This window comes from Crenobacter luteus, assembly GCF_004345725.1.
In the GTDB taxonomy this organism is placed as follows: domain Bacteria; phylum Pseudomonadota; class Gammaproteobacteria; order Burkholderiales; family Chromobacteriaceae; genus Crenobacter; species Crenobacter luteus.
The window spans coordinates 22,830-29,319 of the sequence record NZ_SLXG01000026.1; the positions used below are offsets into that span (position 1 = coordinate 22,830).

Consider the following 6,490-nt stretch of genomic DNA (forward strand, 5'->3'; position numbering starts at 1 on the left):
GCCGCAGCGGCGGCGGCGCCTCAGCGCCGGGCGGCGGCCCCGCCGCGGCCAAATACGCGCGCCAGACGGCTGGCCAGAGCGACGCCGGCGAGCACCGCCGCGCCGGCGACGACGCCGAACAGCGCGTCCAGCAACGACGGCGCGAGCGCCGCCAGCACCGCGCCCACGCCCGGCAGCGCCGCCAGCGGCGCAGCCGCATGTTCGACGAGCCCGTGCACGGCGGGGATGCCGTGGCTCAGGATGCCGCCGCCGACCATGAACATCGCCACCGTGCCGGCCACCGACAGAAAGCGCATCAGGTAGGGCGCGGCGGCGAGCAGGAAGCGGCCGAAGGCGCGCGTGGCCGCGCCGGGCCGGCGGCTCAGGTAGAGGCCGGCGTCGTCGAGCTTGACGATGCCGGCGACGAGGCCGTAGACGCCGACCGTCATCAGCAGCGCGATGCCGACCAGCACCGCCACCTGTTGGCCGAAGCCGGCCGCCGCGACCGAGCCGAGCGAGATGACGATGATCTCGGCCGACAGGATGAAGTCGGTACGCACCGCGCCGCGGATCTTGTCGCGCTCGAAGGCGACGATGTCGACCGCCGGGTCGTCCAGCGCCTCGACCAGCTGCCCGTGCTGCGCCGCGTCGTCGACGCCGCCGGGCAGGAACTTGTGCGCGAGCTTCTCGAAGCCCTCGAAGCACAGGAAGGCGCCGCCCAGCATCAGCAGCGGCGTGATCGCCCACGGCGCCAGCGCGCTGATCGCCAGCGCCGCCGGCACCAGGATCGCCTTGTTCTTGAGCGAACCGCTGGCCACCGCCCACACCACCGGCAGCTCGCGCTCGGCGCGCACGCCGCTCACCTGCTGCGCGTTGAGCGCCAGATCGTCGCCGAGCACGCCCGAGGTCTTCTTCGCGGCGACCTTGGTCATCGTCGCCACGTCGTCGAGCACCGAGGCGATGTCGTCGATCAGCACCAGAAGGCTGCTACCTGCCATGTCTTGTATCCCGGGGAATGAACAATCGATCGGCGAGTATAGCGCGCCGGCAAGACCGCCCTGCTACGGCCGCGCGGCGTCGAGCGCGAACCAGGCGCGCAGCCGCGGCTCGACCGCGTCCAGGCACAGCAAGAACAAGAGGCCGATGCCGAGGTTGAAGCCGAGGTGGGCCCAGGCGACCGCGACCGCCGCCGCGCCGAAGGTGTCGATCAGCCAGCGCGAATAAAGGTCGAGGAAGGGAAACACCAGCAAGAGGCCGGTCAGGTTGAACAGCAGGTTGGTCGCCGCCGTCGCGCGCGCGACGCGCCCCATCGCGAGGCTGGCGACCAGCGCGGTCGACGTCGAACCGACGTTGGCGCCGACCACGACCGGAATCGCCGCCTCGGGCGGCAGCAGGCCCTGCTGCACCAGCAGGATCACCAGCCCGGTCGTCACGCTGCTCGACTGGATCAGCGCGGTGATCGCGACGCCCGCCAGCACGCCGACCGCCGGCGTCGCCGCGTAGCCGAGCCAGGCGCGCAGCTGCGGCTCGTCGCGCAGCGGCGCCAGCTGCGCCGAGATCAAATCGAGCGCGAAGAAGATCAGCCCGAAGTAGAACACCGCCTTGCCGGCGACGCCGGCGCGGGTCGGCAGCGCCGACAGCAGCATGCCCAGCACGATGAAGACCGGGCCGATGCCGGTCAGCTTGAACGACACCAGCCACGCGGTCATCGTGGTGCCGACGTTGGCGCCCAGCAACACGCCGAGGCTGGCGCGGAAGGACAGCACCGCCGCGTCGACCAGCACCACCGTCAGTGAGGTGACCGCGCTGCTCGACTGCACGACGGCGGTCGCCGCCGCGCCGACCGCGAAGCCGAGCCAGCGGCTGGCCGTCACGCGGCCGAGCCAGGCCTTGAGCGCCTCGCCGCCGACGGCGCGCAGCTCGCGGCTGAAGCTGTCCAGCCCGTACAAAAAGAGCGCGACCGCCGCCAGCGCGGCCACCAGGGTCTGCAGCGTGGTCATCGTTCCCCCGTCATCGGCCCGGGCACTTCATGCCGTCTTGCCGTCGCGGCCTCGTCGTGTCGCCCGCATTTCGCAGCATAGCGGACGACGTCCGGCGCCGCTCAAGCCTGCTCGCCGTCGAGCCAGGCGCGCGCCGCGCCGCCGACAAAGCGCCGCCCCGGGTTGTCGCCGGCCAGCCACTCTTCGGGCGAAAACAGCTCGAACAGGCCGATCCGCGCCAGCGTCGGCACCGCCAGCGCCAGCTCGCGCTCGACCTCGCCGCGCTCGCCGGCGTTGTAGCGCGCGATGTTGTGCAACATCGCCGCCACCGTGCCGGTCTGTACGCGGCTGCCGTCCTTGAGCGTGACCGTCGGCAGCGTTTCGCCGTCGGACAAAATCCTGCGGTTCACCGCCGCCAGTTGTTCGGTACCGGCCGGCGTCGTCGTGCTGGGCATGAAAAATCTCCAGATCGGGAAAAATCGAATAACACGGCTCAACGGCGCGACAGACCAAACTGGATCTCGACGCAATTGTCGGGCGAGTCCGCCCCAAGCCAGCGCCAATAGACCTCCCGGCTCTGCCCGCTCAGTTGCTCACCGGCACGGGCGGCTTCCCGCAGCAGCGGCGCATAACCGGCCGCGAACAGGTCGGCGAGCTTCCCCTTGTAGGTTTCGCTGATGCACGAAAATGCCTCCAGCTCCTTCAGCGCCGCGCCGTCTGCAAGGGATGCGTCCAGGGGCGGCGCGACGGGCAGACAAAAATCGACCCAATACTGCTGGTCGGGATTGTCCGGCAGACCGTGCGAAACGAAAATCCACGGCCCCGCCACGGCAAGCCCGCACCTTGCCGCCTCGTCGCGGATAGCCGCGCAATGCCGGTCGGCAAAGCCTGCGACCTGCGGAATCGTCAGGCACTCGCGCCGGAACAAAACGAGCTGACTGGCGACGGTTTTGTGCTGCATCATGTTCTCCCCGTGGTGCAAATGCTGATCTGCTTCAGGACAGATGTCCAAATCCTTCGCGGAAACAAAGCCGTTTCCATCGGCGCTGACGGCAGTGAACGTCCTGGATGCGACCTTTGGCGCCAATGGCGAAAGCTCGGCGCTCAGTACGGCCGGCCATCTTTGTGCAGGAACACCCATTTACCGTCGTTACCGAAGACCGCCTGCAAATCGTCGTCGGGGTAGGTCACCGAATCGCCCGGTGTACGATCACCGACTTCAAGGTAGAGGACCTCTTGATCCGTGCGGTTGATGAGTTGATGGCCGTTGCCGGTGTTGGCCTTGAAACCGGCGCACATGCCCGGGGCAAGCGGCGTCTCGCCCTCGTCGCTGATGAGCACTGGATGGCCTGCCAGTATGTAGACAAACTCGTCCTGCTTTGAATGGGCATGACGTAAAGCGGAACCGGCGCCAGGCGCCAAGCGGGTGAGGTTGACACCGAAATTCGACAAGCCAAACAGCTCTCCGAGTGCGCGCTTCTCGCGCCCGGCCATACGTGAGGCAAACGGCTCCGGATAGCTTGTCGGTTTCGCTCTCACGGGTGCATTGAGCGCGACGATGGCCACCGGCATTGCGGTATCGGACATGAAAAACTCCATGGGCTAATGGACGCTAACGTTGAAGGCGAATGGCTTGCGGCAAGCCAGCCCCTCTCGGTTGCAGTATTGACCAACCTCCGAACACCACAAACCAACGGGATGGTCGAGCGTTTCAACGGACGGATCAGCGAGGTGCTGGCCACGCACTGGTTCGCATCGGGCCAGGATCTCTCAACCACACTGGAGCGTTATGTCCTGCTCTACAACCAGCATCTGCCGCAGCTCGCCCTGCAGCACCGGACGCCGATTCAGGCCATGAAAGACTGGCAGAAACAGCGCCCAGATTTGTTCAAAAAACGCGTTTGCAATCGTCCGGGACTGGACACCTATTAACTTTAGTCGTAGGAGTGTGGTGGGCCTTGAAGGTTGACGCCGGTTGAGTCTTTTACAAGGTTTACATCCCATTTCATGGCTTCAATCTCTGTAATTCCTTGTAGTCTCCACCGTCTGCGCAGTTCAGCGTCTTTTGCCCACTCATCAAGCTTTACGAAATGACGTTGATATGAAGCATTATAAAAATTTTTATTGAATTGATTCTGCTTCAATTGAATAAATCTGTAGAATCCGACTTTGCCATACAGGAGGCCATTTTTGACCTTTGTTGGGTATGGATCGATACGCTCGGAGCATGGTACATCAGAGAATTTGCTTTTCCCTATTGCTGTCATCTTATAAATGACATTATGTTTATCTGAGTACTTGGAAAATAAACCATGTTCTACGAGCTTGTTCCAGCGATTTTCTGTTTCATCAAAATTGAATGACTCTTTCGAGAAGATAGCTTTCCCAGTGGCGTAGTTAAACCCTTCAAGTGGGATGCACAAATTTTGCGTGAGGGGATGCAAGCGCTCGTAATCAATGATAGCGCCCGATAAAGTGTTAATGTTTATGCCAGCCAAAGCATAATTTGCATTAGCGAGGAATTGGTTTGCACCGACTAGAGTTTTGTTGAGAGACTTGAGGCCTCCATTGACGTCGGCACAACCTAACAGCACGACTGCTAAAAGCGTGATATATACCTTGTTCATGTATGTGAGAAAGTAATTAATAGATTATTGAGCTGCCATTAGAAAATAACGTATGACTGCAGCGATCTCATGATAAATAGACGTCCTAAAAGACGTTAGTGATTGCGTCGCCACTCAAACAGCATGACGACGATCCCGCTGGACAGTTTGCCACACAACGCTCCATGACAAAAGCGTAATCGTGAACGCCGCATGCCGCCCCCGAAACGGCTCGGCCATGTTGCCCGAGGAGCGGGTCGGGCCGCTCGGCCAACATTGGGAGCGGGTCAGGGCGCTGCACGAGCGGGACCGGGCCGACGGCTACGGCGCGGTGTAACGGTCGTTCGCGCTGGCGCGCAAATACCCGGCGGCGCCGCGCGCATATTGAGCCCGCGCTGACCAACAAAAAACGGCGGTCCGAAGACCGCCGTTTTTCTGTTCAACACCCGCAAGCCTGGCCGAGCGGCGCGCCGCCCGTGCTCGGCCAAGCTTGTGGATAGCTGGTTACACCTTGTCGTACAGCTTGGCGCCGCCCTTGACGAACTCGATCGCCTTCACTTCCATGCCTTTTTGCAGCGCGTCCTGCTCGGACACACCCTGGCTGGCGGCGAATTCGCGCACGTCCTGGGTGATCTTCATCGAGCAGAAGTGCGGGCCGCACATCGAGCAGAAGTGCGCGACCTTGGCCGAGTCCTTCGGCAGCGTCTCGTCGTGGAAGGAGCGGGCGCGGTCCGGGTCGAGGCCGAGGTTGAACTGGTCTTCCCAGCGGAACTCGAAGCGCGCCTTCGACAGCGCGTTGTCGCGGATCTGCGCGCCCGGATGGCCCTTGGCGAGGTCGGCGGCGTGGGCGGCCAGCTTGTAGGTGATGATGCCTTCCTTGACGTCGTCCTTGTTCGGCAGGCCGAGGTGCTCTTTCGGCGTGACGTAGCACAGCATCGCGGTGCCGTACCAGCCGATCTGCGCGGCGCCGATCGCGCTGGTGATGTGGTCGTAGCCGGGGGCGATGTCGGTGGTCAGCGGGCCGAGGGTGTAGAACGGCGCTTCGTGGCACCATTCCAGTTCCTTGTCCATGTTCTCCTTGATCAGCTGCATCGGCACGTGGCCCGGGCCTTCGATCATGACTTGAACGTCGTGCTTCCAGGCGATCTGGGTCAGCTCGCCCAGCGTCTTCAGTTCCCCGAGCTGCGCGTCGTCGTTGGCGTCCCACACCGAACCCGGGCGCAGGCCGTCGCCGAGCGAGAAGGCCACGTCGTAGGCCTTCATGATTTCGCAGATTTCCTCGAAGTGCGTGTAGAGGAAGTTTTCCTTGTGGTGCGCCAGGCACCACTTGGCCATGATCGAGCCGCCGCGCGACACGATGCCGGTCATGCGGTTGGCGGTCAGCGGCACGTAGCGCAGCAAGACGCCTGCGTGGATAGTGAAGTAGTCGACGCCCTGCTCGGCCTGTTCGATCAGCGTGTCCTTGAAGATTTCCCAGGTCAGGTCCTCGGCCTTGCCGTTGACCTTTTCCAGCGCCTGGTAGATCGGCACGGTGCCGATCGGCACCGGGCTGTTGCGCAGGATCCATTCACGCGTTTCGTGGATGTTCTTGCCGGTCGACAGGTCCATGATGGTGTCCGCGCCCCAGCGGATGCCCCAGGTCATCTTGTCGACTTCTTCGCTGATCGACGACGTCACCGCCGAGTTGCCGATGTTGCCGTTGATCTTCACCAGGAAGTTGCGGCCGATGATCATCGGCTCGGATTCCGGGTGGTTGATGTTGTTCGGGATGATGGCGCGGCCGGCGGCGACTTCCTGGCGCACGAATTCCGGGGTGATTTCCTCGACCAGGCCGGCGCCGTAGTTCTCGCCCGGGTGCTGGCGGGTCATCAGTTCGAGCAGGCGCTGGTTGCCGGTGGCCTGCAGCGACGCGATGTAGGCCTTGCG

The 6,490-nt window shown here is 63.3% G+C and carries 7 protein-coding genes and 1 pseudogene; 1 reads left to right on the forward strand and 7 read right to left on the reverse strand.

The features are described from left to right. Positions 1-20: 20 nt before the first annotated feature. The 5 genes from EV683_RS12710 to EV683_RS12730 form a co-directional block, all read right to left on the reverse strand. Positions 21-977, reverse strand: coding sequence for a DUF808 domain-containing protein (locus EV683_RS12710; protein WP_131863027.1), 957 nt, complete (start codon positions 975-977; stop codon positions 21-23). A 63-nt stretch (positions 978-1,040) separates the two neighbouring features. After that, entirely contained in the window at positions 1,041-1,979 is a 939-nt protein-coding gene (locus EV683_RS12715) for a Na/Pi cotransporter family protein (protein ID WP_131863028.1), read from the reverse strand. 101 nt (positions 1,980-2,080) lie between these two features. Then, a complete protein-coding gene (locus EV683_RS12720) occupies positions 2,081-2,413 on the reverse strand; it encodes a DUF7709 family protein (RefSeq protein ID WP_131863029.1) in 333 nt (110 codons plus the stop codon). A gap of 38 nt (positions 2,414-2,451) precedes the next feature. Next, a complete protein-coding gene (locus tag EV683_RS12725; protein ID WP_131863030.1) occupies positions 2,452-3,099 on the reverse strand; it encodes a GyrI-like domain-containing protein in 648 nt (215 codons plus the stop codon). Then, positions 3,063-3,545, reverse strand: coding sequence for a cupin domain-containing protein (locus EV683_RS12730; RefSeq protein ID WP_066612284.1), 483 nt, complete (start codon positions 3,543-3,545; stop codon positions 3,063-3,065). The genes EV683_RS12725 and EV683_RS12730 overlap by 37 nt, the downstream gene beginning before the upstream one ends. Before the next feature lie 78 nt (positions 3,546-3,623). On the opposite strand from EV683_RS12730, the pseudogene EV683_RS12735 reads away from it, so the two are divergent. Next, a pseudogene (locus EV683_RS12735) lies at positions 3,624-3,890 on the forward strand (integrase core domain-containing protein); the annotation flags it as partial. A 2-nt stretch (positions 3,891-3,892) separates the two neighbouring features. Here the strand turns inward: EV683_RS12735 and EV683_RS12740 are convergent. Further along, positions 3,893-4,585 carry a hypothetical protein gene (locus EV683_RS12740; protein WP_131863031.1) on the reverse strand — a complete coding sequence of 231 codons (693 nt, stop codon included), beginning with the start codon at positions 4,583-4,585 and terminating at the stop codon, positions 3,893-3,895. Positions 4,586-5,068: 483 nt separating this feature from the next. After that, the coding region (gene thiC, locus EV683_RS12745) for a phosphomethylpyrimidine synthase ThiC (protein ID WP_131863032.1) at positions 5,069-6,490 on the reverse strand (1,422 nt) is incomplete at its 5' end.